We start from the raw sequence: 25,928 nt of genomic DNA, 5'->3' as shown, positions 1-25,928 counted from the left end.
GTCGCCCGCCATGCGGCGCAGTTCGTCAAGCGCGGGGTCATAGCCGTCGGCGATATAGCCGCCATTGGCGGTTTCGGTCGGCGGGGAGGGGACGAGCGCGCGGGAGAGGGCGTCGACCAGTTCGCCATGGCCGTCGAGCGCGGGCAGCAATTGTTGCAGCAATTGCGGCGCGTCCGGCAGGCGTCCCAAACGCTCGCGCAGCAGCCGCGCCTCGCCCAGCCCGTCGCGCAACTGCCCCAGGTCACGGGGGCTGCCGCGCCCCACCGCGATGCGCCCCAGCGCGCGGCCGATGTCGGGCAGCGCACGCAACGCGCCCCGCAACTGGTCGCGCAGATTGGCATCGTCATGGAACAGCTGGACCAGCCCCAGTCGCGCCTCGATGGTGGCCAGGTCCATCAGCGGCGCCGCAATATCCTGCCCCAGCATCCGCGCGCCCGCGCCCGTCACCGTCCGGTCGATCGCGGCCAGCAGGCTTCCCGCCCGCGTCCCGCTTGTCGTCGCGACGATTTCCAGACTTTCGCGCGTCGCCGCGTCGATCGCGACATGACCGCCGCTGGTCTTGCGCAGTGGCGGGGCAAGGAAGGGCAGCGTCCCCTTACCCGCATGGTCGAGATAGGCGATCAGGCCGCCCATCGCCGCCAGCTCCGCCCGGCCGAACTGGCCGAAACCGTCCAGCGTCGCCACGCCGAACAGCCGTTTGAGCGCATCTTCCGCGCGGTTGCTGGAAAAGGCGGCGCGGTCGAACGGGTGCGAGTCCGCAAGGTCGATGGCCGCGCCTTCCGCCACCACGGTCTCGCTCGGCCGCAGCCGCGCCAGCTCGGCGGGCAGGTCGCTGACGGGACAGGTCAGCGTTTCGAACCGGCCGGTGGAAATATCGGCGGCGGCGATGCCGACCTCGCCCGATCCGTCGCCGCCCACCTGCGCAAGGGCGACCAGCATATTGTCGCGCCGCGCGTCGAGCAGCGTTTCCTCGGTCAGCGTCCCTGCCGTCACATAGCGCACGATCGCCCGCGCCACGAGCGTCTTGCCTCCCCGTTCCTTGGCTTGCGCCTTGGCCTGCGCGGGCGTTTCGGTCTGTTCGGCGATGGCGACGCGGTGACCGCCCTTTATCAGCCGCGCCAGATAGGCTTCGGCGCTGTGGACCGGCACGCCGCACATCGGGATCGGCGCGCCGTCATGTTCGCCCCGGCTGGTGAGCGCGATGTCGAGCGTCGCCGCCGCCATTTTCGCGTCGTCGAAGAACAGTTCGAAGAAATCGCCCATCCGGTAGAAGAGCAGGCAATCGCGCGCTTCGGCCTTGAGCGCCAGATATTGCGCCATCATCGGTGTCGGCTGGGAGGATGCTGTCGCGCTGTCGGTCGATTTCGCCATGCGCCCAGCGGATAGCGCGATCGATCGAGCGAAACCAGCGCTTCGCAAAGCGGCGGGAAAATTGCGCTTCTCGCACTTGCCCACAAGATGTTCATGCCGCTAGGGCGGCCGCATCATTCCAACAAGTGGAGAGGCCGCGATGACCGACAAGGCAAGTGTCGAATTTTCCGAACGCGAAGCGCTCTTCTTCCACTCGACGGGCCGCCCCGGCAAGATCGAGATCATCGCGTCCAAGCCGATGGCGACCCAGCGCGACCTGAGCCTCGCCTATTCGCCCGGCGTCGCCGTGCCGGTGCGCGCCATCGCCGCCGATCCGGCGACCGCCTATGACTATACCGCCAAGGGCAATCTGGTCGCGGTCATCTCCAACGGCACGGCGATCCTGGGCCTCGGCAATCTCGGCGCGCTGGCGTCCAAGCCGGTGATGGAGGGCAAGGCGGTCCTCTTCAAGCGTTTCGCCGACGTCGATTCGATCGACATCGAGCTCAAGACCGAGGATGTCGATCGCTTTATCGACGCGGTCGAGCTGATGGAGCCGAGCTTTGGCGGCATCAACCTTGAGGATATCAAGGCGCCCGAATGTTTCATCATCGAACAGACGCTCAAGGAGCGGATGAACATCCCGGTCTTCCATGACGACCAGCATGGCACCGCGATTATCGCGGCGGCGGGCGTCATCAACGCCGCGCTGCTGACCGGACGCGAGATGAAGGATTTGAAGGTGGTGGTGAACGGCGCGGGCGCCGCCTCCATATCCTGCACCGAACTTATCAAGGCGCTGGGCGTGCGCCATGAAAATGTCATCATGTGCGACAGCAAGGGCGTCATCTACCAGGGTCGCGCCGAAGGCATGAACCAGTGGAAGTCGGCCCATGCGGTCAGGACCGACGCGCGCACCCTCGCCGAAGCGGTGAAGGGCGCCGACGTGTTCCTGGGGCTGTCGGTCGCGGGCGCCATGAGCCAGGACATGGTGAAATCGATGGGCGACAAGCCGATCATCTTCGCCATGGCCAATCCCGATCCCGAAATCCTGCCGCCCGATGCCAAGGCCGTGCGGCCCGACGTGATCGTCGCCACCGGCCGGTCGGATTTTCCGAACCAGGTCAACAACGTCCTGGGATTCCCCTTCATCTTCCGCGGCGCGCTCGACGTGCGGGCGACCGGCATCAACGAGGCGATGAAGCTGGCCGCCGCCCACGCCATCGCCGAACTGGCGCGCGAGCGGGTGCCCGAGGAAGTGGCCAAGGCCTATGGCCGGTCGCATAGTTTTGGCCCCGACTATATCATCCCCGCGCCCTTCGACCCGCGCCTGATGGAGGTGGTGCCCGCCGCCGTCGCCCAGGCGGCGATGGAAACGGGCGTGGCGCAAAAGCCGATCGAGGATATGGCGGCCTATCGCCAGTCGCTCAAAGCCCGGCTCAACCCGACGACATCGGTGCTGAACAGCGCCTATGAGATCGCCAAGGCCCACCCCAAACGCGTCGTGTTCGCCGAGGCGGAGGAGGAAGTGGTGCTGCGCGCGGCGATCCAGTTCCGCGAACTGGGCTATGGCATCCCGGTGCTGGTCGGCCGCGGCGATGTCGTCGACCAGCTGCGGGCGCTCGGCGTGCGCGATCCCGAAAGTTTCGAGCTGCACAACAGCGTCAATTCGCCGCTGGTGCCCGACATGGTCGACATGCTTTATGCCCGGTTGCAGCGGCGCGGCTATCTGCGTCGCGACTGCGAGCGGATGGTGAACCGCGATCGCAACATCTTCGGCACGCTGCTGGTCAGGATGGGCGTGGCCGATGCGATGCTGACGGGCATGACGCGGCCCTATGCGCAGACCTTGCGGGAAGTGAAGCGGGTGATGGACCCGGCGGCCGGCCGCACCCCCTTTGGCATCCACGTCATGGTCGCCAAGGACAAGACGGTGTTCCTGGCCGACACCACTGTAAACGAGCGGCCTTCCGCCGCCGAACTGGCCGACATCGCCGAAGGCACGGTGGCCGTGGCCCGGCGCATGGGCCATGACCCGCGCGTCGCCTTCCTGTCCTATTCCAATTTCGGCAACCCGCCCGGCAGTTTCCTGGACAATATGCGCGGCGCGGTGAAGCTGCTTGAGGAACGGGGCGTCGATTTCGAATTTGAGGGCGAAATGACGCCCGACGCGGCGCTCAATCCGGCGGTGATGAAAAATTATCCCTTCAGCCGCCTGTCGGGTCCGGCCAATGTCCTGGTCATGCCCGGCCTGCAATCGGCCAATATATCCGCCAAGCTGCTGCGCGAACTGGGTGGCACCTCGATGATCGGGCCGTTGCTGGTCGGCATGGAAAAATCGGTGCAGATCGCGACCATGTCCTCCAACGCGTCGGAACTGCTGACCCTCGCCGTGCTGGCGGCCGGCGGCGTCGCCCTCTGACCGCTGCGCTTTTCGCTTGCAACCCACCTGCCGGGCGGGACAGGGAGGGGCGGATCAACCGGCTCGGGAGCAAGCAGGCATGAGCGTGGCGAGTTTCGACAGTGCGACCTTCCGCCGCGTGCTCGGCCATTATCCGACCGGCGTCTGCGTCGTCACCGCCGTGGAGGCGGACGGCGCGCCGGTCGGCATGGTCGTCGGTTCCTTCACGTCGGTTTCGCTCGATCCGCCGCTGGTCGCCTTTTTCCCGGCCAAGACGTCGAACAGCTGGCCGCGCATCGAGCAGGTCGGCCGTTTCTGCGTCAATATCCTCGCCAGCGACCAGTTGCCGCTGTGCCGCCAGATCGCCGCGCCGGGGGCCGACAAATTCGCCGGCATCGCGCATCGCGCCTCGGCCAATGGTTCGCCGATCCTGGACGATGTCGTCGCCTGGATCGACTGCACGCTCCATGCCGTGCACGAAGCGGGCGATCATCATATCGTGCTGGGCGCGGTGATGGCGCTGGAGGTTGAGCGGCCCGAACGGCCGCTATTGTTCTTCCAGGGCAATTATGGTGCATTTTCGCTGCTGGAATGATGGCAAACCCCGCACGGCGCCGTCTGACCGGAACGGGACGGACGGAAGGGGGCCGGCTATTTTCCGCCTTGCGCCGGGCCGGACATATGCGGGACATATTACCGCTCCTTAACGCATCCTGCCTATGTCGGGCTGGACGTCCCCTGACCGGATCGCCGCATGACCGCGTTGCTCATCACTGTCGATACCGAACTTTCCGCCTCGCTGCACCAGCGTGGCGTGGCGCTCGCCGACAATGTGCGCCGCTCCATCCGGGCGGAAGCGGGGGGCAAGGGCTATGGCATCGACTGGCAGATGGACTTGCTCGATCGTCATGGTCTCAAGGGCGTCTTCTTCCTCGATCCGATGCCCGCGCTCGTGCATGGGGCCGCTTTCCTGACCCCGATCGTCGGCGACATCGTTGGGCGCGGGCATGAGGTGCAGTTGCACATCCACACCGAATGGCTGGCCTGGGCGACGGACTCGCCCGTCGGCGGGCGCCAGGGCCGCAACATCGGCGACTTCGCGCTGGACGACCAGATCACCCTGCTGAGCCTTGCCAAACGCCTGCTGGAAGAGGCTGGGGCGCCGCCGGTCAACGCCTTTCGCGCGGGCAATTTCGGCGCCAATGACGACACGCTGCGCGCGCTCGCGGCGGTCGGCATCGCCTGGGATAGCAGCGTCAATCCCGCCTATATGGGCCGGGAATGCCGCATCGCGGCCGATCCGGCGCAGATCGCGGCGGCGCGGCTGAGCGGCGTGGCTGAATTGCCGGTATCGGGTATCGCCGACCGGCCGGGCGGCTTTCGCCCCGCGCAAATCTGCGCCATGTCGACCGCCGAAATGCGCGCGGGCCTGCGCCATGCGGTGCGGGAGGGGCATGACGCCTTCGTCGTCGTGACCCATAGTTTCGAAATGCTCTCGCGCGATCGTGTTCGGCCCAATCGCGCGGTGATGGGCCGGTTTGAACATCTCTGCCGGGAAGCGGCCCGGCTGCCGGCGGTCAAGGGCGCGGGCTTTCACGACCTGCCCCCCGCGATCGCCGACCGGCCGCCGCGATCGTTCAGCCGCGTGTCGCCGGACCGTTTGCGCACGGGGCTGCGCGTCGCCCAGCAGGCCTGGGCGACCTGGCGCTATGAGCGTCGGCTGGTTCCTGCATGAGCCCGCTTCCCGGCGCGATCCTCCTGGGGTTGGAAAATGCGATCAGCCTGACCGTCGTGCGCGAACTGGGCGAACAGGGCGTCCCTGTCCATGGCGTCGCGCGCGATCCGTCGGCGATCGCGATCGCCTCGCGCCATTGCCGGCAATGGACGCTGCGGCCGCCCGGCCCGATCGCGGCCTGGCTGCCCGACCTGATCGCCCACACCGGCGCCCGTGCGGTGCTGGCCATATCCGAATCCGACCTGGTCGAACTGGCGGCCCTGCCGCCGCGCATCGGCGACTGCCATATCCTCGTGCCCCGGCCCGACCGTCTCGCCCGTGTGCTCGACAAGCGGCAGACGCTGGTGGTGGCCGGGGAAGCGGGCTTGCTGGTGCCCCGGACCTGGCAGCCGATGCCGGGCGAGGATTTTGCCGCCCGCGCGGGCGAAATGCCCTATCCGCTGGTCGCCAAATGGGCCAATCCGCAGGAAATCCTGCCCGTGCTCGACGCGGCCGGGCTGCCATGGCTCAAGAGCGATTATGTCCATGGCCCGGACGAATTGCGGGCGCTGCTGGATCGCTATGCGCCGATCGGCCGCTGGCCGCTGATCCAGCAATATTGCGGCGGCGTGGGGCTGGGCCAGATGCTCTATATGCAGGACGGACGGGCGACCTTGCGATTCCAGCATCGCCGGCTGCACGAATGGCCGCCCGAAGGCGGCGTGTCCACCTTGTGCCGGGCGGAACCGGCCGCACAGCATCAGGCCCAGATGCGCCTGTCGGAAAAATTGTTGCAGGCGCTCGACTGGGACGGGCAGGCGATGGTCGAATATCGCTACGAAGCCGATAGCGGCCGTTACTGGCTGATGGAGGTCAATGGCCGTTTCTGGGGCAGCCTGCCGCTCGCCTGGCATTGCGGCGCGCATTTTGCGTGGGAAGCCTATCGGCGCACGGTGCTGGGGCAGGCCGATCCCGCCCGGCCGCCGCGCGACGATTTGCGCGCCCGCTACATGGTGCCGGAAACCAAGCGGCTGGTCCGGCTGCTGTTGCAGCCCGGCCGGATCGAGGACGCGCGTTTCCGTCGCCGGCCGCTGGCCGAGATGACCAGCTATCTGGCGGCCTTTTTCGACCTGCATATGCGCTATTATGTGTTCACGCGGAGCGACCTGCGCCCCTGGCTGCGCGACATGGCGCAGATGGTCAGGAAAGTCGTGCGCCGGGGAAGCTGAAGGCCAGCCGCGCGACCGCCACGTCGATGCGGCGCAGGCACTGCGCCATATAGCGGTCGTCCAGCCCATAGGGATCGTGCAGATGCGGCATCATCGGCCGCGTCCAGCGCCCCAGCAGCATCCGTGGCACTCCGTTGAGGCGCGGATCGGCGGCGAGTCGATGCATTTGCCGCACTTCCATCGCCAGCAGCAGGTCGCCGGCCTGCGGCACATAGTCGGCAAGGTCGGTCGCGCTGTGCGACGACAGGTCATGGCCCAGCGCGCGCGCCGCATCGATGGCGGGCGGATGCGCCGGCCGCCCGGTGGTGGTCGAAAGGCCAAGCGAGGCCGCGCGCAGCCCGGCGCGCCGGGCGGCGACATGGGCGAAGGCGCTGCGGCAGACATTGCCCTGACACACGAACACCAGTCTGCGTATCGTCGCCGGATCGGCGGGCTGATCTGCCGACTGCCCCAGGAACAGTTGCGGATAGGAGAGGGCGAGGCGCACCAGCCCCCGCAGCGTGCCGAAGCGCCGCCGGATCATCGGGACCGGAAGGAAAGGGGAGCCATGGTCTTCCTGATAGCAAGCTGGCGGCGCCGATCAACTGGCCGCCGCTCAGACATCGCCCATGCCGTCCAGTTCACGATCCGTCTGGCCCAGCGTCACGAACTGGTCGAGCAGCCAGGATGCGGCGGGACCGGGCGGGGTGTCGCGTCGCCAGATGCCGGCAAAACGGTAAGTGCCGCCGGGATGATCCGGCATGGCCAGCCGCACCAGCGTGCCCGCCACCAGGTCCGGCTCGATCATCGGCAGCGGCATATTGCCCCAGCCGATCCCCTCGCGCAGCAGGGCATGTTTCGCGCCCAGATCGGCAAGGCGCCAGGTTCTGGGGCTCGACACCGAATAATCCTGCCCCTCGGTAAAGCGGGACCGGTCGGTCAGCACCAATTGCGTATAGTCGCGCCCGGCGCCGGGCGGGATGTTGTCCATCCGGCCCAGCGGATGGTCGGGCGCGGCGACCGGGACCATCGGCACAGATCCCGCCGCCATGGTCTCGATCCCCTCCACCCCCGCCGACAATGGCCCCGACACGCCGATCACCGCGCCCCGGTCCAGCACCATGGCGGTGATCGCGCCCAGCGCTTCGGCGTGGAGCCGCAACTGCACGGTCGGAAATGCCTTGGCAAAGGCGCGCAGCACCTTGCCCAGCCGCTCGGCCGGCAGCATGACGTCGACCGCCAGATTAACCTCTGCCTCCAGCCCGTCGAGCAAACCCTTCACCTTCGCGCGCAGCCCGTCGATGCCATGCGAAATACTGCGGATTTCGGCCAGAAGGGCGCGGCCCGCCAGGGTCAGCCGGGGCTTGCGGGTGCCTTCGCGGTCGAACAGGGTCAGGCCCAGCTGCGTTTCCAGATTGGAAATGCCGTAGCTGATGACCGAAACCGCGCGGTTGAGCTTGCGCCCTGCCGCGGCGAAACTGCCGGTGTCGACGATGGTCAGGAAAATGCGCAACTGATCGAAAGTCGGCGTGCCGGGATTGTTCACTTTTCGATTTCCTCGAACATTCTGACATGATTTATCGGTCTGATCGGGAAAGGGCGCAAGTGCTAAATCCTGTCTCCGACGAGGGCGGCCTTCGCTGCCCGACAGGAGAATATATATGATCGACCTTCGCCCGTTCGACAGCCTTGGCGGCGCCAACCATGGCTGGCTCGACGCCAAGCATCATTTCTCGTTCGCCGGCTATCATGACCCGGCCCGGATGCATTGGGGCAATCTGCGCGTCTGGAACGACGACATGATCGCGCCGCAGACCGGATTCCCGCCCCACCCGCATCGCGACATGGAAATCATCACCTATGTCCGCGAAGGGGCGATCACCCATGAGGATAATCTGGGCAACAAGGGCCGCACCGAAGCCGGCGACGTCCAGGTGATGAGCGCGGGCACCGGCATCCGCCATTCGGAATATAATCTGGAGGATGTGACGACGAAGATCTTCCAGATCTGGATCATCCCCACCCGTGACGGCGAAGCGCCCAGCTGGGGCGCCCGGCCTTTCCCCAAGGGCGAGCGCGCCGGCCAGTTCGTAACGCTGGCATCGGGTTATGAGAATGACGATGATGCGCTGCCGATCCGCACCGATGCGCGGGTGGTGGCCGCGACGCTGAAGGCGGGCGAAACGGCGGATTATCCGATCGGAAAGGCTCGCAAGGCCTATCTGGTCCCGGCAATCGGCGCGATCGAGATTGATGGCGTCCGCATCAACGCCCGCGACGGCGCGGCGATCAGCGATCTTGACGTCATCCGCGTCACCGCGATCGAGGATAGCGAGATCGTGCTGGTCGACGCCGCCTGACGACCGGGGAAGGGCGTGCATCCGGCACGCCCTTTTCCACTAAATCGAATATATCGACCGATTTTATCTCTCTGATCCGCAAAGTGTCGTTGCGCTAGAAGGATCGCATCAAGACGAGAAGGAAGCCTTGCCCATGCTGAACATCGCAACCCCGCGCCTCAGCCCTGCCGAATGGCAGGATGTGCAGGCCGCCCTGTCCGCCGTCGCGAATTGCGGCTGCGCTCCGCCTGCCGCCGCCGGCACGCTGCGTTCGCGCATCGCCCATACGGTCGACTCGCTGATCGGCCCGAACAAGAATGGCCCGGTGGAGCTGCCGGCCCATCTCTCCCCGGTGCGCGACTTTCTCTGCGAAACCGGGCGCAGCCGCCGGATCGCCGAACGCCATATTCCTACCCTTGCCGCGCAGGGTTTCTCGCGCGCCCAGATCGAAGCCCTGGCGCTGCTCGGCGCCTGACCCCCTCTTCCGAAAGGTCCAGTCCCATGTCCATCCGCACTTCCGATGTCGACGGCGTCGACATGATCATCCTGCCCCCGGTCCGCGACCTGGGCGATGGCTTTTCCGTCCGCCGCGCGCTGCCTTCGGCGCATCGCCGCATGGTCGGCCCGTTCATCTTCTTCGACCAGATGGGCGAAGCGACGTTCAACAGCGGCGAAGGCCTCGACGTCCGTCCGCACCCGCATATCGGCCTTGCCACCGTCACCTATCTGCTGGAGGGCGAGATTCTGCATCGCGACTCCGTCGGCTCTATCCAGCCGATCCGGCCGGGCGAGGTGAACTGGATGACGGCGGGCAGCGGCATCGTCCATTCCGAACGCACGTCGGACGAGAATCGCGCGCGCGGCGGCAAGCTGTTCGGGCTTCAGACCTGGGTCGCGCTGCCGACCCGATATGAGGAAACCGATCCCGGCTTTTCCCATCACAAGGCGCAGGCTATCCCGACGATCGAGGATGGGGGCGCGCGCCTGACGCTGATTGCGGGCAGTTCCGATGGCCTCACCTCGCCGGTGCAGACCTATTCCGACATGGTCTATGCCGACATCGCCTTGCAGGACGGCGCCCGTTACCAGCTCAAGGCCGACCATGTCGAGCGCGCCATCTATGTGGTGGCGGGCACGGTCGAGGTGATCGGTCAGAGTGGCGGCTTCGCCACCGGCGAACTGGTGGTGTTCAAACCCGGCGCGGAAATCATCCTGCGCGCCAGTGGCGGCGCGCGCCTGATGCTGCTGGGCGGCGAACCGCTGCCGGAAAAACGGCACATCTACTGGAATTTCGTCTCCTCCTCGGCCGATCGGATCGAGCAGGCCAAGGCCGACTGGCAGGCCCAGCGCTTTGCCCCGGTGCCGGACGAAAGCGAGTTCATCCCGCTGCCCGCCTGACACCGAAGGCGCGGGCGCGGGATCGCAATCGAAAAAAGGGGGCGGGGTCGTCATCGAACGACCCCGCCCCCTTATGCTTTGTCAGATGCGGCGTGCACGGCGTCGGCGCCCCGTCAGGGCGTCCATATCCAGCCGCCCTGCCGGCAGCGGCGTCAGAATTTGAAGATGGTGCCCAGATAGACGGCCTGGCTGTCCTGCCGGTCGTCGGTCATCGGGGTCAGGCGACCCGCGACATTATTATTGTAGCGCACGCCCGCGGTGACGTTCAGGTTGCGCGTCAGCGAATAGGAGCTGGCGAGATCCAGCGAATAATCCTTTTCCGCCGACGGATTGCGCACGGCGGTCGCGGGTTCGCGACGGCTTTCGATCACCACCTTGGTGCTGAAGCGATCCTTCTTGCTGTCATCCAGCGAGAAATTCTTGGCATCGACCATCGTTTCGACCGGCACCGGGTCCAGCGCCTTGCGGCCCACCGATTCCGGCAGGGCGAACTTGCGCCAGTTGTGCGCGCCGTTCAGGCTGAACGCCATCGGCTTGATATCGACAGGGTCGGCGCCCTTGTCGGCTCCGCCGCGCTCGGTGGCGCGGACCATGATCGTGATTTCGCGCTGGCCGCTCAGCGAGCCGCTGGTCGGCGTGAAGCGAAAGCCCTGACGGCTCGCTGACGCAGCGATTTTCGCATAGGCGGCCGCCAGTTGCGGGTCTTTGGTCGTCGGCGTGAAGGACGAGATGCTGCCCAGGCTGCCGAGCGACACGGGAGCGCTGGCACGCAGGCGCACCAGATCGGTCGCGGCGCCGATCGCCGGAGACAACAGAAAACCGGCCACGGCGACTGCCGAGCCCGCTACTGCCAAATATCCCCGTTTCCAACGCATGACCCGAATCTCGTCCCCGACATTTGTATTTGGTAACGCTCTACACCGACAAACCCGCTAGTGGCTAGTGGCACAACGGCTTTTTGCCGCAGCTGTTGCATGGAACACACATGCTGCAGTGCGGCGACGGCAACGGGACGGGGGGTGATCGCGGCCGAGCGATGCAGCGCCCCTTGCCCATTGCCGCGCGGACACTATAGATGCGGGCTGATTTTCGTCTTTTCAAGCTAGGACATGCCTGATGGTCCGCCGCCTTCCCGCCCCTGTTTCCGCCGGCCTGCTGCTGGCCGCGCTCCTGCCGCTCGCCGCCTGTGGCGGTGGTTCCAAGGCTCGCCCCAAGGCGGATCTCGCCGCGTCGCGCGTCACCACGATCGGCGTCAACGCCTATCTGTGGCGGGCCACGCTCGACACCTTGTCCTTCATGCCGATGGCGCAGACCGATTCGAACGGCGGCGTGGTCGTCACCGACTGGTATGCCAATCCGAACACGCCGGGGGAGCGGATGAAGCTGACCGTGTCGATTCTGGATCAGGATCTGCGCGCCGATGCGCTGCGCGTCGCCGCCAGCCGCCAGGTCAACCAGAATGGCGCCTGGGTCGATGCGCCGGTCAAGGCCGCGACGGTGCAGAAGCTGGAGGAAATCATCCTCACCAAGGCGCGCGACCTGCGCCGCACGGCGATCGCTGGCTGAGCCTCCCCTTCCGGGCGTTCCATGTATAGCGCCCTGTTTTCAAACCCCTTTGGGCTGGGCTTCGCAAAAGGCCCAGCCCGCACGCATTTGTAAGGACATGACATGCAAAGGCGCTTCAACCCGCTTGAGGCCGACGCCCGCTGGCAGGCGACCTGGGACGAACGGCAGAGTTTCAAGGCCGATGACGCCTCGCCCAAGCCGCGCGCCTATGTGCTGGAGATGTTCCCTTATCCCTCGGGGCGCATCCATATCGGCCATGTCCGCAATTATTCCATGGGCGACGTGCTGGCGCGCTTCCGCCGGATGACGGGCCATGAGGTGCTGCATCCCATGGGCTGGGACGCCTTCGGGATGCCGGCCGAAAATGCGGCGATGGAAAAAAAGGTGCATCCGGGCGACTGGACCCGTTCCAACATCGCCAATATGCGCGCACAGCTCAGGAAACTGGGCTTCGCCATCGACTGGAGCCGCGAACTCGCCACCTGTGAGCCGGACTATTATGGCCATGAACAGGCGCTGTTCTTGGACATGCTGGAAGCGGGCCTGGTCTATCGCAAGGAAAGCTCGGTCAACTGGGATCCGGTCGACATGACCGTGCTGGCCAATGAACAGGTGATCGACGGCAAGGGCTGGCGATCCGGCGCGCCGGTGGAAAAGCGCAAGCTCAACCAGTGGTTCCTCAAAATCACCCAGTTCGGCGACGACCTGCTGGAAGGGCTCAAGACGCTCGATCAGTGGCCCGACAAGGTGCGCACGATGCAGGAAAACTGGATCGGCAAGTCGGTCGGCCTGCAATTCCGGTTCGACTTCGCCCCGTTCCCCGAGCGCGAGGCGCTGGAGGGGCTGGATGCGGGCGAGGGCATCGACGTCTATTCGACCCGGCCCGACACCATTTTCGGCGCCAGCTTCGTGGCGATCGCCGCCGACCATCCGGTCGCGCAGACGGTAGCGGCGAACAACCCGGAAGCGCAGGCCTTCATCGAAAGGTGCAAGGCCGGCGGCACCACGGCCGCCGAGCTGGAAACGGCGGAAAAGCTGGGCTTCGACACCGGCCTGTCGATGGTCCATCCGTTCGATCCCGACTGGCATCTGCCGGTCTTCATCGCCAATTTCGTGCTGATGGATTATGGCACCGGCGCGGTCATGGGCGTGCCCGCGCATGACCAGCGCGACCTCGACTTCGCGCGCAAATATATGCTGCCGGTCGAGCGGGTGGTGGCGCCGCAGGGCGATGCCGACAAGCCGATCCATGACGAGGCCTATACCGGCCCCGGCCAGTTGGTGAACTCGCGCTTCCTGGACGGCATGGGCGTGGAGGAGGCCAAGGCCGCCGTCATCGCCCGCGCGCAAAGCGAAGGATGGGGGCAGGGCAAGACCGTATTCCGCCTGCGCGACTGGGGGGTGTCGCGCCAGCGTTACTGGGGCACGCCGATCCCGGTCATCCATTGCGACGATTGCGGCGTGGTGCCGGTGCCTAAGGCGCACCTGCCGGTCGTGCTGCCCGACGATGTCAGCTTCGACATTCCCGGCAACCCGCTGGATCGGCATCCGACCTGGAAGCATGTCGACTGCCCCAAATGCGGCAAGCCGGCGCGGCGCGAGACCGACACGCTCGACACTTTCGCCGATTCGAGCTGGTATTTCATCCGCTTCGCCAGCCAGCCCGATGACCGGCCGTTCGATCGCGCCACGGTCGAGCAATGGCTGCCCGTCGGCCAATATATTGGCGGCGTCGAACATGCGATCCTGCATCTTCTCTATGCCCGCTTCTGGACTCGCGCGCTCCAGCATATGGGGCAGCTGGGCTTTGCAGAGCCGTTCACCGGCCTGTTCACGCAGGGCATGGTGACGCACGAAACCTACAAGGCGGGCGATGGCAGTTGGCTGTCGCCGGGCGAGGTCAGGAAATCGGGCGACGATTATGTCCATATCGAAAGCGGCCATCCCGTCACGGTCGGCCGCGTCGAGAAAATGTCCAAGTCCAAGAAGAATGTCGTCGATCCCGATGACATCATCGAACAATATGGCGCGGACGCGGTGCGCTGGTTCATGCTGTCGGACAGCCCGCCCGAGCGCGACCTGCCCTGGACCGAGGCGGGGATCGAGGGATCGTGGCGCTTCGTCAACCGTGTGTGGCGCCTGTTCGGGGACCATGACGCCAGCGCCGAGGGTCAGGACAAGCCGCTCGACCGCAAGCTGCACCAGACCGTCGACGGGGTCGCCCGCGACATCGAATCGCTGGGCTTCAACAAGGCGGTCGCCAAGATTTACGAGTTGGTGAATGCGATCGAGAAGGCGCAGCCGTCGGCCAGCCGCACCGCCGCAATCCGTGCGCTGGCGCTGCTGGTCGCGCCGATGACGCCGCATCTGGCGGAGGAAGGCTGGGCGGAGATGGGGCAGGACGGCCTAATCGCGGAGGCCGCTTGGCCGCCGGTCGATCCCGCCCTGCTGGTCGATGACGAAGTCACCATTGCCTGCCAAGTGATGGGCAAGCTGCGCGACACCATCACCGTGCCCAAGGGGACGCCCAAAGACGAGCTGGAGCGGCTGGCGCTGGCCGCGCCCAATGTCATGCGCATCCTTGACGGCGCGACGCCGAAAAAGGTGATCGTGGTGCCCGACCGCCTGGTGAATCTGGTCGTCTAAATCCGTTTGAGAAAGCCCGTTCCCACGATCAACCACCCGACAGCATGACGCTGGACCGGGCGGTTGGTCGGGGGAGCGGCCGGCACCGCGCTCCGAAATCGCTCTTGCGCGATGTCTCGAACGCTCATCTAAATCCGTTCGGCCTGCGCCTGCCGAAAGCCCTTCGACAGGCCTTGGGTGAACGGTTATGGAGGTTGGCATGAAATTCCGGCTGCTGCTCCCGATCGCTCTTGTTTCGCTCACCGCCTGCGGCCTGCGCCCGGTCTATGGCGGCGGCGGCCATGGCGCGGTCGCCCAGGCGCTCGGCAATGTCGAGGTCGCGCCGATCGAGGGCAAGGCGGGCTGGCTCATGCGCAACGCGCTCAATGATCGCCTGTCCGCGATGCAGGGCGGCTCCGGCCCGCGCTACCGGCTGGTGGTGAAGCTGGACGATGACATCAGCGGCTTTGGCCTGCGCGCCGACGCCGCGGTGACGCGCGAGCGCCGCACCCTGCGCGCGCGCTATCAACTGGTCGATGAAGCCACCGGTGCGCAGATATTGGATGACACCGCCGGGTCGGACGCGGGCATTGACGTCACGTCGAGCGAATATGCGACCATCGCCGCGGAAGACACGGCGCTCGAACGGCTGTCGCAAACGGTGGCCGACCAGATCGTGACTCGCCTCGCGCTATTTTCGCGCAAGGCGGCCAATCCTTGAAGGCCAATCGCGGCCAGATCGAAAAGGCGCTGGATGCGCCCGGCCAGGGGGCTTGGGCCGACATCCGTTTCTTCCTGCTCTACGGTCCCGACGAAGCGGGCAGCCAGGCCCTGGCAAAGCGCCTGGAACGCGCCATGGGGCCGGACGCGGAGCGGGTCGACCTGGACGGGCCAACCCTGCGCGAAGACCCTGCGCGTCTTTCCGACGAAGCCGCCGCCTTTTCCATGTTCGGCGACCGCCGCTGGATTCGCATCCTGGGCGCGGGCGAGGAATCGGTGCCGGCGCTCAATGCCCTGCTGGAAGCCGAAGCCGCCGGCAATCCGGTGATCGCGATCGCCGGCGCGCTCAAGCCAAGCGCGAAGCTGGTCAAGCTCGCGCTCGACCACAAGGGCGCGATGGCGTTCATCTCCTATCAGCCAGACGCCCGCGAAGCGGAGCAGATCGCGGTCGGCATCGCGCGCGAAGGCGGGCTGCGCCTCGCCCCGGATCTGGCCCGGCGGATCGTCGACCTTGCCAATGGCGATCGGGCGCTGATGGCCGGGGAAGTCGAAAAGCTGGTCCTCTATCTCGACGCGGCGCCGGACCGCCCGGCCGAAGCGAGCGCGGAGGCGCTCGATGCGCTGTCGGCGGACAATCCCGATACGGAGGTCGGGCCGCTGGTCAATGCCGTGCTGGGCGGCGACCTCAAGGCGATGCACCGCGAACTGACCACGCTCGCCCAGACCGGCACGGCCATGGCGGCGGTGATCCGCCCGCTGCTGACCCGCGCCATGTTGATCGCCAACATCCGCGCCGCCTTCGACGCCAGCGGCCGGCTGGAGGCGGCGGTCGAGCAAGCGGGCAAGGCGGTGTTCTGGAAGGAAAAGGGGTTGGTGTCGCGCCAGGTCCGGCTGTGGGATGCCCATGGCATCGCGCGCGTGATCCAGCGGCTGCTGGAGGCGGAGCGTTCCAGCCGAGGGGGCAGGGGGCTAGGCGAGCTGATGGTGCGACACGAACTGCTGGCGATCGCACGACAGGCCGCGCGCGAGCGGGCTTGATCGCGCCGCGTCGCATGGCCATATTGAGCGCATGGAGAAGCTGCACCTGACCGACGCCGAATGGCGCGACCGCTTGGACCCCCAGCAATATCATGTGCTGCGTGAAGCGGGCACCGAACGGGCGTTCACCGGCAAATATAATGGCAACAAGGCCGATGGCGTCTATTATTGCGCCGGATGCGGCACCGAATTGTTCGATGCCGAGGAAAAATATGACAGCGGGTCGGGCTGGCCCAGCTTCACCGCTCCGGTCGATATCGACGCGGTGGAGGAGATTAGCGACGCCAGCCATGGCATGGTGCGGACCGAGGTGCGCTGCGCCAAATGCGAGGGGCATCTGGGCCATGTCTTTCCCGATGGCCCCGGCGTCAACGGGATGCGCTATTGCATGAACAGCGCCAGCCTGGACTTCAAAGCCCGCGACGCGGACAAATAGCCGTTCATCCCCGGTAAAGCGCCCATCGGCATGGAGGGGCGCCACGGTCTTTTTCCGCGTCGGTTACATGATTTGCGCTGGTCGGGGCCAAGTTTAGCGCGTATCCGGGGCGGCACAAATGGCAGGATCAGGCAAGAGCAAGGGCGCGCCCAAGGGCGTCAGGAAATGGCTGATGCGCGGGCTGAAAATCGGCCTGGCGGCGGCAGTGGCGGGTGTGCTGGCGGTCGTGGTCGCGGTGGTGATCGCGATGCAGTCGCTGCCCGATTATAACAGCCTCAAATCCTCGCCCAATGGCCAGATGATCCGCGTCCATGCCGCCGATGGCAGCGTCATCGTCTCGCTTGGGCCGAGTTTCGGCCGCTGGATGGACTATGACCAGATCCCGCAGGTCATGGTCGATGCCATGGTGTCGACCGAGGACAGGCGTTTCTACCTGCATCCCGGCGTCGATCCGATCGGCATGGCGCGCGCCGCCTGGGTGGCGGTCGAACGGCGCGGGTCGGGCCGGCGCTGGCAGGGTGCGTCGACCATCACCCAGCAGGTGACGCGCAACATATTCCTCAACAACAGCTACAGTTTCGGCCGCAAGATTCGCGAAATGGTGTTGGCGCTGGCGATGGAGCGGAAATTTTCCAAGCGCCAGATTCTCGAACTTTATCTGAACAAGGTGTATTTCGGCGGCGGCGCCTATGGCATCGATGCGGCCAGCCGCAAATTTTTCGGCCATCCCGCCACCACGCTGGACCTGCCGGAAGCGGCGATCGTCGCCGGCCTGGTGAAGGCGCCGTCCAGCTATTCGCCGACCGCCGACGCGCAAGCGGCGATCGGCCGCGCCGGCGTCGTGCTGGACCTGATGCAGGAAAATGGCGTGATTTCCGCGGCCGAACGCACCAGCATCGATCTGGACGAAGTCAAGATGGCGCCCGAGCCGCCGCAGAACAGCGTGCGCTATTTCACCGACTGGACGTTGCCGCAGCTCGACCAGCTGATCGACGAATCCAATGAGCCGCTGGAAGTCTATACCACCATCGACCTCACCATGCAGAAGGCGGCGACCGCGGCGATCCAGGCCAATGTGCCGTCGGGCACGCAGGGCGCGCTGGTCAGCCTGGATCGCGACGGCGCGGTGCGCGCGATGGTCGGCGGGCTTGACTATGTGACGTCCAATTACAACCGCGCCACCACGGCGATGCGCCAGCCGGGGTCAGCCTGGAAGATCTTCGTCTATATGGCCGCGCTGGAGGCGGGTTACACCCCCGACACGGGCGTGACCGACGAGCCGGTGACGATCAACGGCTGGAGCCCGCGCAACAGCAACGGTCGTTTTGCCGGTGCGATCGATATTCGCACCGCCTTCGCCTATTCGATCAACACCGTCGCGGCGAAGCTGGGCGTGGAGGTGGGTTTCCCCACCGTCGCCGACATGGCCCGCCGTTTCGGCATCTCGACGCCGGTCAACACCCATCCTTCGATGGTGCTCGGCACGTCGGACGTGCATCTGATCGATATGACCCGCGCCTTCGCCTCGATCGCGCGCAAGGGCATTGCCGTGACGCCCTATGGCATCACCAAGGTGACGACTGCCGACGGGCGCATGTTGTACGAGCATCAGGACGACACCAGCCGCGTGCTGGTGGCCCCCTGGGTCGCGGCGGGCATGACCGACCTCATGCAGACGGCGGTCAGCACCGGCACCGGCAAGGCGGCGCAGATCGGACGCCCGGTCGCGGGCAAGACCGGCACCACCAACAGCGGCAAGGATGGCTGGTTCCTGGGCTTTTCCAGCGGCATCACCACCGGCGTCTGGGTGGGGCGCGACGATGCCAAGCCCGTGCCCGCGCTTTATGGCGGTCGTGCGCCCGCGCGCGCCTTCGCCGATTATATGAAGGTGGCGGTGGCCAAGCGCCCGGTCGAAAAATTCGATACCGAAGTCACGCTCCCCGAATGGCAGCTCGAACCCGACGAGGAAGCTTATTATAACAGCCCAGACGCCGGTATGGGCGGGGGCATGGACGGGGGCATGATGGTCGACGAAAACGGCCTGCCGATTATGCGCCCGCGCCCCGCGCAGCCCGATCCCTATGCCGACGATCAGCAGCAGATGGAGGTCGATCCCGAAGACCGGCCCCAGCCGCCGCGGCTCGACCAGCAATGGATCGACGATGTGCTGGGCCGCGACCGGGATCGGGACCGGGATCGGGACCGCCAGCGCCAGCAGCAGCCCGCGCCGCCCCCTGCCCCCCGGCCAGCCCCCGGCCAGCCCTGATCCGGGCGATCAGCCCTTCGCCCGATCGTTCGCGGCAAAGCGCCTCTTTTCCAGCGCACTGGCATCGGGCAGCAGGAAGTCCACCTTCCCCCGCCCGAAGTCGATGGCGACCCGATCGAAGATCCTGAGCGCGCTGATTCCCAGCAACAAAGCGGGCTTTTCCTGGAGCCCCAGTTCAGCAAAGGGGCTGGCGTCGGCGAAGATCACCGGCACCTGCGTCAGGTTCACCCGGCCCATCCGCACCGACTTGATCCGCCCGACCTCGCCCGTCAGCGTGCCGCCGGTGACGCTGGTCAGCGTCGCGGTCAACAATTCGGGCGCGCGCTTCTTGCGGATCAGCTTGTCGCGCAGCGCCAGGTTGCCAATGCTGTAATGGCTGCCGGTGTCCAGCATGATGTTGACCCGCATCCCGTTGACGTCGGAATCGAGCAGGATCAATTGCCCGCGCCGACGACGCGCCTCCACGACGATAGTGTCTGGATCGGTGGACATGGGCCGGCGCAGGCCGCTGTCGGCGATGTCCATCCGTCCGGTGCGGAAATTGAGCGTCACCCGCTTGGCGTGCAGGCTGTCCAGTCCCAGCAGGCCGGGCGCGCCGAGATGCTCGCCCTCCAGCACCGGCGCCTCGATATCCTCGATCATGTCGCTGCCAAAGGCCAGGCGCGGCACCGCCACGGTGCCGGCTTCGGCGCGGCCGGTCATGCTCAGGATGGTGACATTGGCGCGCGGCGCCAGCGCCAGTCGCTGCGCCAGGTCGCGCGCGATCACCGTGCGCTGCGATCCGGTATCGATGATGAAGTTCCACGGGCCCTTGCCGTCGATGGAGATGGGGATGGTGACGCGATCGTCCGGGTCGATGGCCGTGCGCACCACCGCCGGCGGCTGCGCGGGGTCGAGCGCGGGCGCGTCCTGCGCGGCAAGGGGAGGGCCGCCGATCGCGAGCGCGAAGCCCAGCAAGGCATGGAGCCGTCCCATTCCTCGTCCTTTCATTTTCTTATCCGCCCCTTATATCATGAAGGGCGGCCATCGCGCCAGCGACACCGCTGGCCGTCGATTGGCGCAAAGGCGTGATTTTCCGCTTCGGGCCACGCGCGTCGTGCCTTGACGAAAGGGCCGGCAGCCCGCTAAACGCCATCTTATCCATCCGCGCTCGTCCGGAGCGTGGACTCCCGGTCTTCCTGCCCGGCTATCGCCTTCCTTTCCGGCCCTTTTTCCTCTTCATCTCATCGGACCGACTCGCCAATGCACCTTAAGGACCTCAAGAAACAAGCGCCCGCCGACCTCGTCACCATGGCCGAAGAGCTGGGCGTGGAGGGTGCATCGACCCTGCGCAAACAGGATCTGATGTTCGCGATCCTGAAGGCCGAGGCCGAAAATGGCGAGCAGATCATGGGCGAAGGCACGATCGAGGTGCTGCCCGACGGCTTTGGCTTCCTGCGCAGCCCGGAAGCGAATTTCCTCGCCGGCCCCGACGACATCTATGTCTCGCCCAACCAGGTCCGCAAATTCGGCCTGCGCACCGGCGACACGGTGGAAGGGGAAATCCGCGCGCCCAAGGATGGCGAGCGCTATTTCGCCCTGACCAAGCTGCTCTCGATCAATTTCGACGATCCCGATGTCGTCCGTCATCGCGTCAATTTCGACAATCTGACGCCGCTCTATCCCGATGAGAAGCTGCGCCTCGACACGCTCGACCCGACCGTCAAGGACAAGTCGGCCCGCGTCATCGACATCGTCTCGCCGCAGGGCAAGGGCCAGCGCACGCTGATCGTCGCACCGCCGCGCGTGGGCAAGACGGTGATGCTCCAGAACATCGCCAAGGCCATCACCGACAATCATCCCGAAGTCTTCCTGATCGTGCTGCTGATCGACGAGCGCCCGGAAGAAGTCACCGACATGCAGCGCAGCGTGAAGGGCGAGGTCGTGTCCTCGACCTTCGACGAGCCCGCCACCCGCCACGTCCAGGTCGCCGAAATGGTGATCGAAAAGGCCAAGCGCCTCGTGGAGCACAAGAAGGACGTGGTGATCCTGCTCGACTCGATCACCCGCCTTGGCCGTGCCTACAACACCGTGGTGCCGTCGTCGGGCAAGGTGCTGACCGGTGGCGTCGACGCCAATGCGCTCCAGCGGCCCAAGCGTTTCTTCGGCGCGGCCCGCAATATTGAGGAAGGCGGTTCGCTTTCCATCATCGCCACCGCATTGATCGACACCGGCAGCCGTATGGACGAAGTCATTTTCGAAGAGTTCAAGGGCACCGGCAACTCGGAAATCGTGCTCGACCGCAAGGTTGCGGACAAGCGCATCTTCCCGGCGCTGGACGTCGGCAAGTCGGGCACCCGCAAGGAAGAATTGCTGGTCGACAAGCCCACCCTCAGCAAGATGTGGGTGCTGCGCCGCATCCTCATGCAGATGGGGACGATCGACGCGATGGAATTCCTGCTCGACAAGATGAAGGATTCCAAGACCAACGAAGATTTCTTCGCGACGATGAACCAGTAAGCCGGACGGGGGTTCGTTACTTCAGGTCCGGGGCGTCATCGCGCCTCATATTGTATCTGGGCGCCGGGTCATGCCATGATCCGGCGCTCCTCACATCTATCACAGGGGACGTCAGGCCGCCATGTTCGACCTTATCGCCACCGCTGCTTCCGCCGCTCAGGGGATCGGTTCTCCCGCCGAAATCTGGCAGCATATAGTCAATGATTTCAGCAATATAGGGTCGCCCAGCGCCTTGTCCGCCTTTGGTCAGGTGCTGATGATCGACATATTGCTCGCCGGCGACAATGCGATCGTCGTCGGTGCGCTGGCGGCGGGGCTTCCCGCGGCACAGCGGCAGCGGGTGATCCTGATCGGCATCATCGCCGCTCTTGTGCTGCGGATCGCCTTCGCGCTGGTCGTCAGCCAGTTGATGCAGATTGTCGGCCTGATCCTGGCGGGCGGGCTGCTGCTGCTGTGGGTCAGCTGGAAGATGTGGCGCGAACTCCATCCCCCTCGGGGCGCGGACACGCCGGACGATCCGAGCGATGACGATGTGGCGGGCCTGCGCCCGGCCAAGAGCTTTGCAGCGGCCGCCTGGGCGGTTGCGCTGGCCGATGTGTCGATGAGCCTGGACAATGTCCTGGCCGTCGCCGGCGCCGCGCGGGACCATCCCGGCATCCTCATCATCGGCCTGATCCTGTCGGTCGCGCTGATGGGTATCGCGGCGAACATCATCGCCAAATATATCGAGCGTTTCCGCTGGATCGCTTATCTGGGCCTCGCCGTCATCGTCTATGTCGCGGTCAAGATGATCTATGAAGGCGTCGTGGACCATCAGGTCGGGATATTGACCCTGTTCAACTGACCAGCGGTGCGGGGGTCAGGCTTCGTCCCCCGGCCGCTTGCGGCCGACCGGGCGCCAGCTTTGCGGAACGATGCCGGCCCCCTGGTCGCCCAGCCACCAGCGCAGCGGTATCCGCCGCTCGGCAATGCCGGGAATGCTGCCCGCATCCCAGCCGGTCCTGAGCCGATAGGGGTTACGGCGGCCATAAGCCCATAGTTCGACCCGCGTTGTCGGCTGTCCGGCCTGCGTGCGGGCATGAAATCCGAATGTGTCGGCAATGACCAATGTATTGGCGGGCACGGCGAAGCGCGTTGGCTGGGGCAGGTTCAACCGCGCCAGTTCGTTCAGGTCGACGCGAAACGAGCCGCGCGCCGACAGCCGGCAATCGCCGGTGCGCACGCTCAGGCTGCGTTCCTTCTCCCAGGCGATCCGCTCCGCCGTCAGCCGGTGCGAGCCGCGCACATAGGCAAAGGGGCTGCCGTCGGCCGGCACATCGTCCAGAAACAGCCACGCCTTCATCGCCGGGTAAAATGTGTCGGCATGGAAATTGATCTGCGGGTCGGGCGGCGCGTTTCTTCGGTGGGACAGGATGGACTGGATATAGAGCAGCGGTTCGATATCGAAGCCGGCGACATAGCGGGCCAATGCGCGCCAGCGACCGTCGCTGACAAAGCGGCCGATCGTCGGGATGGCGCGCCGGGCGGCGGGGTCCAGGGCGATGCGGCGCGTAATCGTGTCGCCTTGGACCGTCTCGCGCGCCATGCCCTGATAGGACAGGATCTGCTCGCGCAGCGCGGCAAATATGTCCGGGGGCAGGAATTGGGGAATCTCCACCACACCGTCGCGATCGAAAGCCGCGCGGTCCTGCGGCTCAACCGCCTGCGCCAGTTGCCCCCGTCGCCGCGCGGCCATGCCATGGGCGATACGCAGGCGCGCGACATGCAGGCCCATCGCATTCAGCCGGTCTGACCGAATCAGCGGATTGTCCACGAAGGATTTCGCGCCGGTAAATAATTGAGCGAACCAGATGGGCGCGAGCAGGAGCTTGAGGGCGGACATGCGTTTCGCCTTGCCACCCGCTTGGGGAGGCGTCGAGCGAATGTTGCTGTCCCGTCACGGAATCAATATTGTTGCACCCTTGGTCTGGCGCGCTTCCAGCGCCCGGTGCGCCTCGGCCGCATCGCTCAGGGCGAAACGCTGCCCGATCTGCGCTTTCACCACCCCACGCCGCATCCGGTCGAACAGTCGTTCGGCGGTGCGCGCCAGTTCTTCCGCCGTGGCGATATAGTCGAACAGGGTAGGCCGGGTGACATAGAGCGATCCGCCCCGGCTGAGGTCCAGCAGGCTGACCGGCGGCACCGCGCCCGACGCATTGCCATAGCTCACCATCAATCCCCGCCGCTTCAGGCTGGCGAGCGATGCATCCCAGCTATCCTTGCCCACGCCATCATAGACGACATCCACGCCCGCCCCGTCGGTCAGGTCGCGCACCGACGTCGCCAATATGTCAAAGGGGCCGTGCAGGCTGCGATCGGCGGCCACGCTCGCGGCTTTTTCGGCCGATCCGCAATGGGCGATCACGATGACGCCCTTGTCGCGCAGCCAGGGCACCAGGATCGATCCGACGCCGCCCGCCGCCGCATGGACCAGCGCGACCTGTCCCGCCTTCAGCGCAATCAGATCCTCGGCCAGATAGCAGGCGGTCATGCCTTTGAGCATCATCGCCGCCGCGTCCGCGCTCGACACGTCATCGGGAATGTGGATGGCGCGGTCGGCGGCTATGATCCGATGCGTGGCATAGGCGCCCAACCCGCTGGCGCAACCGACCCGGTCTCCGGGGGCAAAGTCGCGCACGTCCGCGCCGACCGCCACGATCCGGCCCGCGCCTTCCGCGCCCAGAGGCGTGGGGAGGGGCGCGGGGTAGAGGCCGGTGCGGTAATAGGTATCGATGAAGTTCAGCCCCGCAGCCTCCTGCGCGACCAGCAATTCGCCCGCGCCCGGCTCACCGGGGTCGAACGCCTCCCTTTCGATCACCTCCGGCCCGCCATGGCGGCGGGCCACCATCCGCCACGCATGGCCCATCAGGCGAGGTGCTCGGCAAAGAAATCGGCGGTGCGCTTGTCGGCCAGTTGCGCGGCATTCTCGACCCGGCGCTTGCCCATTTCGGCGGCGAAACCATGGTCCAGCCCTTCATAATCGTGCAGCGTGACGTGGCGATTATCCTTCAGCCCCTCATGCATGATCTTTTGCACGTCGGCCGGCACGAACCCGTCATTGGTGGGGATATGCAGCATGGTCGGCTTGCCGATCGCCTGCTGCTCGCCCAACAGGCCATCGATGCCGACGCCATAATAGCCGACAAAGGCGTCGCCATCGGTGCGGCACGCGGACATGAAGACGATCCGTCCGCCCAGGCAATAGCCGACCAGGCCGACCTTGCCGGCATCGCCCAATGCGGCGCGCGCCGCCTTGATCGTCGCCTCGACGTCGCGAATGCCCTGGTCCTGATTATATTTGGGGATCAGGGCGAGCGCCTGCTCCATTTGCTCGGGCACGTCCGCGTCCAGTTCGATATGCGGCTCCAGCCGCCAGAACAGGTCAGGCGCATAGGCCAGATAGCCCGCCTTGGCCCAACTGTCGCATTTCTGGCGTATGCCTGCGTTCACGCCGAAAATTTCCTGGATGACGATGATCGCCGCCCGTGGCTCGCTTTCTGGCTTCGCCACATAAACGTCGAACTGTGCATCGCCTTCCAGAGTGTCGATCGGGGTGAAGCTGCCCATGTCGAATCCTTTTCGCCGGTGAGATTGAAGCGCATATTGGCCGATCCGAAGGGTGGTGCAACCACCTGGCGCGTTTAAAAATTTGCCTTGGCGCGGCGACTTGCGGCATGACGATGGCACAGGATCCGACAGCCAGCAAGGAAGGGCAGGGACATGAAGGTTACCGTCGATGTGGACTGCACCCCTGCCGAAGCGCGGGCCTTTCTCGGCCTGCCCGATGTGTCGCCCATCCATGACAAATATATCCGCACGATGCTCGACAGCTTCGATGGCATCGGCAGCGCCGAACAAATGGAAACATTGTTCAAAAGCTTCTCGCCAATGGGTGATGCCGGGATGCGCCTGTTCCAGCAGATGATGAATGTCGGCCTGTCCGGCATGGGCACCGGCAAGGATGACAAATAAGCCTCGTGCCTGACCGGTTCGACGACACGATCTACGCCCTGTCCAGCGGTGCGCCGCCGGCGGGTATTGCGGTCATCCGGGTAAGTGGACCGCAGGCGGGGTTCGCGCTGGAGGCGCTGGCCCGCCGCGTTCCGACGCCCCGCACCGCCAGCCTCGCCCTGCTTCGCGATCCGCGCGACGATGCGCCGCTCGATCGGGCGCTGCTGCTCTGGCTGCCCGGCCCGGCGACCGTCACCGGCGAAGATATGGTCGAGCTTCATTGTCATGGCGGCCGCGCGGTGGTGGCTGCGGTGGAGGATGCGCTGAGCGCCCTGCCGGGCCTGCGCCGCGCGGAGGCGGGCGAATTCACCCGCCGCG

The 25,928-nt window shown here is 65.9% G+C and carries 23 protein-coding genes and 2 pseudogenes; 17 read left to right on the top strand and 8 right to left on the bottom strand.

What is annotated here, in order from left to right; translation table 11 throughout:
* Positions 1–1,371, bottom strand: a pseudogene (locus C100_RS43195) (DNA mismatch repair protein MutS); the annotation flags it as partial.
* A gap of 139 nt (positions 1,372–1,510) precedes the next feature.
* Here C100_RS43195 and C100_RS43190 point away from each other — a divergent pair.
* The 4 genes from C100_RS43190 to C100_RS43175 all read left to right on the top strand — a co-directional run bounded on the left by C100_RS43190 (position 1,511) and on the right by C100_RS43175 (position 6,694).
* Positions 1,511–3,772, top strand: a complete 2,262-nt coding sequence (locus tag C100_RS43190) for an NADP-dependent malic enzyme (RefSeq protein ID WP_024021369.1) — start codon at positions 1,511–1,513, stop codon at positions 3,770–3,772.
* A 79-nt stretch (positions 3,773–3,851) separates the two neighbouring features.
* Positions 3,852–4,346 carry a flavin reductase family protein gene (locus tag C100_RS43185; RefSeq protein ID WP_024021368.1) on the top strand — a complete coding sequence of 165 codons (495 nt, stop codon included), beginning with the start codon at positions 3,852–3,854 and terminating at the stop codon, positions 4,344–4,346.
* Between the two features lie 159 nt (positions 4,347–4,505).
* Positions 4,506–5,486 (top strand): polysaccharide deacetylase family protein, encoded by a 981-nt coding sequence (locus C100_RS43180; RefSeq protein WP_024021367.1) that lies wholly within the window; start codon positions 4,506–4,508, stop codon positions 5,484–5,486.
* On the top strand, positions 5,483–6,694 hold the full coding sequence (locus tag C100_RS43175; protein ID WP_024021366.1) for a carboxylate--amine ligase: 1,212 nt from the start codon (positions 5,483–5,485) through the stop codon (positions 6,692–6,694). The genes C100_RS43180 and C100_RS43175 overlap by 4 nt, the downstream gene beginning before the upstream one ends.
* On the opposite strand, the gene C100_RS43170 is transcribed toward C100_RS43175, so the two are convergent.
* On the bottom strand, positions 6,666–7,217 hold the full coding sequence (locus C100_RS43170) for an arsenate reductase/protein-tyrosine-phosphatase family protein (protein WP_024021365.1): 552 nt from the start codon (positions 7,215–7,217) through the stop codon (positions 6,666–6,668). The two genes, C100_RS43175 and C100_RS43170, sit on opposite strands and share 29 nt — an antisense overlap.
* Before the next feature lie 72 nt (positions 7,218–7,289).
* Positions 7,290–8,219, bottom strand: coding sequence for a LysR family transcriptional regulator (locus C100_RS43165; RefSeq protein WP_024021364.1), 930 nt, complete (start codon positions 8,217–8,219; stop codon positions 7,290–7,292).
* Positions 8,220–8,334: 115 nt separating this feature from the next.
* Between C100_RS43165 and C100_RS43160 the strand changes: the two genes are divergently transcribed.
* From C100_RS43160 to C100_RS43150, 3 genes are all read left to right on the top strand, one after another.
* Positions 8,335–9,033, top strand: a complete 699-nt coding sequence (locus C100_RS43160) for a pirin family protein (RefSeq protein WP_024021363.1) — start codon at positions 8,335–8,337, stop codon at positions 9,031–9,033.
* Positions 9,034–9,166: 133 nt separating this feature from the next.
* On the top strand, positions 9,167–9,487 hold the full coding sequence (locus tag C100_RS43155) for a hypothetical protein (protein ID WP_024021362.1): 321 nt from the start codon (positions 9,167–9,169) through the stop codon (positions 9,485–9,487).
* 26 nt (positions 9,488–9,513) lie between these two features.
* Positions 9,514–10,410: a pirin family protein gene (locus C100_RS43150; protein ID WP_024021361.1), complete on the top strand. Its 897-nt coding sequence runs from the start codon at positions 9,514–9,516 to the stop codon at positions 10,408–10,410.
* Between the two features lie 152 nt (positions 10,411–10,562).
* Here C100_RS43150 and C100_RS43145 read toward each other — a convergent pair whose 3' ends face one another.
* Complete coding sequence (locus C100_RS43145; RefSeq protein WP_024021360.1) at positions 10,563–11,285, bottom strand: hypothetical protein; 723 nt, start codon at positions 11,283–11,285, stop codon at positions 10,563–10,565.
* A 241-nt stretch (positions 11,286–11,526) separates the two neighbouring features.
* Between C100_RS43145 and C100_RS43140 the strand changes: the two genes are divergently transcribed.
* The 6 genes from C100_RS43140 (at position 11,527) to C100_RS43115 (ending at position 19,061) form a co-directional block, all read left to right on the top strand.
* On the top strand, positions 11,527–11,976 hold the full coding sequence (locus tag C100_RS43140; RefSeq protein WP_024021359.1) for a DUF3576 domain-containing protein: 450 nt from the start codon (positions 11,527–11,529) through the stop codon (positions 11,974–11,976).
* Positions 11,977–12,078: 102 nt separating this feature from the next.
* The gene (gene leuS, locus C100_RS43135; RefSeq protein ID WP_024021358.1) at positions 12,079–14,622 is read left to right on the top strand and encodes a leucine--tRNA ligase; all 2,544 of its coding nucleotides are present in this window, start codon (positions 12,079–12,081) and stop codon (positions 14,620–14,622) included.
* A gap of 199 nt (positions 14,623–14,821) precedes the next feature.
* Positions 14,822–15,322: an LPS assembly lipoprotein LptE gene (gene lptE / locus C100_RS43130; RefSeq protein WP_031310089.1), complete on the top strand. Its 501-nt coding sequence runs from the start codon at positions 14,822–14,824 to the stop codon at positions 15,320–15,322.
* Complete coding sequence (holA, locus tag C100_RS43125; RefSeq protein ID WP_024021356.1) at positions 15,319–16,359, top strand: DNA polymerase III subunit delta; 1,041 nt, start codon at positions 15,319–15,321, stop codon at positions 16,357–16,359. The genes lptE and holA overlap by 4 nt, the downstream gene beginning before the upstream one ends.
* Positions 16,360–16,390: 31 nt before the next feature.
* Complete coding sequence (msrB, locus tag C100_RS43120; RefSeq protein WP_024021355.1) at positions 16,391–16,795, top strand: peptide-methionine (R)-S-oxide reductase MsrB; 405 nt, start codon at positions 16,391–16,393, stop codon at positions 16,793–16,795.
* A 118-nt stretch (positions 16,796–16,913) separates the two neighbouring features.
* Positions 16,914–19,061, top strand: a complete 2,148-nt coding sequence (locus C100_RS43115; protein ID WP_024021354.1) for a transglycosylase domain-containing protein — start codon at positions 16,914–16,916, stop codon at positions 19,059–19,061.
* Between the two features lie 9 nt (positions 19,062–19,070).
* Here C100_RS43115 and C100_RS43110 read toward each other — a convergent pair whose 3' ends face one another.
* Entirely contained in the window at positions 19,071–20,036 is a 966-nt protein-coding gene (locus tag C100_RS43110; protein ID WP_024021353.1) for a retroviral-like aspartic protease family protein, read from the bottom strand.
* 267 nt (positions 20,037–20,303) lie between these two features.
* Between C100_RS43110 and rho the strand changes: the two genes are divergently transcribed.
* Both rho and C100_RS43100 read left to right on the top strand, forming a co-directional pair.
* Positions 20,304–21,560 (top strand): transcription termination factor Rho, encoded by a 1,257-nt coding sequence (gene rho / locus C100_RS43105; RefSeq protein WP_024021352.1) that lies wholly within the window; start codon positions 20,304–20,306, stop codon positions 21,558–21,560.
* A gap of 121 nt (positions 21,561–21,681) precedes the next feature.
* Positions 21,682–22,404: a YjbE family putative metal transport protein gene (locus C100_RS43100; protein ID WP_024021351.1), complete on the top strand. Its 723-nt coding sequence runs from the start codon at positions 21,682–21,684 to the stop codon at positions 22,402–22,404.
* Positions 22,405–22,419: 15 nt separating this feature from the next.
* Here the strand turns inward: C100_RS43100 and C100_RS43095 are convergent, their stop codons facing one another.
* The 3 genes from C100_RS43095 to C100_RS43085 are packed head-to-tail and all read right to left on the bottom strand — an operon-like array spanning position 22,420 to position 25,166.
* Positions 22,420–23,442, bottom strand: a complete 1,023-nt coding sequence (locus tag C100_RS43095; protein ID WP_024021350.1) for a phytanoyl-CoA dioxygenase family protein — start codon at positions 23,440–23,442, stop codon at positions 22,420–22,422.
* Between the two features lie 54 nt (positions 23,443–23,496).
* Positions 23,497–24,465 (bottom strand): quinone oxidoreductase family protein, encoded by a 969-nt coding sequence (locus tag C100_RS43090; RefSeq protein ID WP_024021349.1) that lies wholly within the window; start codon positions 24,463–24,465, stop codon positions 23,497–23,499.
* Positions 24,465–25,166 carry a dienelactone hydrolase family protein gene (locus tag C100_RS43085; RefSeq protein WP_024021348.1) on the bottom strand — a complete coding sequence of 234 codons (702 nt, stop codon included), beginning with the start codon at positions 25,164–25,166 and terminating at the stop codon, positions 24,465–24,467. Before C100_RS43085 ends, C100_RS43090 begins: the two co-directional genes overlap by 1 nt.
* A gap of 153 nt (positions 25,167–25,319) precedes the next feature.
* On the opposite strand from C100_RS43085, the gene C100_RS43080 reads away from it, so the two are divergent.
* On the top strand, positions 25,320–25,571 hold the full coding sequence (locus C100_RS43080) for a DUF6489 family protein (protein WP_024021347.1): 252 nt from the start codon (positions 25,320–25,322) through the stop codon (positions 25,569–25,571).
* A 5-nt stretch (positions 25,572–25,576) separates the two neighbouring features.
* Positions 25,577–25,928 (top strand): annotated as a pseudogene (locus C100_RS0125250) (tRNA uridine-5-carboxymethylaminomethyl(34) synthesis GTPase MnmE); the annotation flags it as partial.

This window comes from Sphingobium sp. C100 (assembly GCF_000508185.1).
In the GTDB taxonomy this organism is placed as follows: Bacteria; Pseudomonadota; Alphaproteobacteria; order Sphingomonadales; family Sphingomonadaceae; genus Sphingobium.
Note: the sequence above shows the minus strand (reverse complement) of the source record. Positions and strands in the feature narration are given on the sequence as shown.